The following is a 277-nucleotide window of genomic DNA, read 5'->3' as shown; positions in this document are numbered from 1 at the left end:
ACAGATTGCAGCACGTCTGAATGGCGATATGATTTTGCGCCGCACAAACCAGACGGCACTCAATCTTGCCACCTTGCAAAGGCGCAGTGATCAGGCAATGCGCCACAGGCTTGAGAAATATCGTACGCGCAGTCAGGAATTATCGCGCCTGATGGAGACCCTGTCTCATACCAGTGTTCTCAAACGTGGGTTTGCGATTGTGATGAATGATCAGGGGCAGCCGGTTAAAGCCGCAGCGGCAATACACTCCGGAGAAAACCTGATTGTGCGCTTTCAG

The 277-nt window shown here is 52.3% G+C and carries 1 protein-coding gene; it reads left to right on the top strand.

What is annotated here, in order from left to right; translation table 11 throughout:
* Positions 1-277: exodeoxyribonuclease VII large subunit (locus HBA93_RS20965; RefSeq protein ID WP_286202108.1), on the top strand; the 277-nt coding region annotated here is incomplete at both ends.

The sequence above is a fragment of the Ochrobactrum sp. SFR4 genome (genome assembly GCF_019730395.1).
In the GTDB taxonomy this organism is placed as follows: domain Bacteria; phylum Pseudomonadota; class Alphaproteobacteria; order Rhizobiales; family Rhizobiaceae; genus Pseudochrobactrum.
The sequence above is the reverse complement of the archived record's forward strand: the minus strand, read 5'-3'. Positions and strand labels throughout refer to the sequence as shown.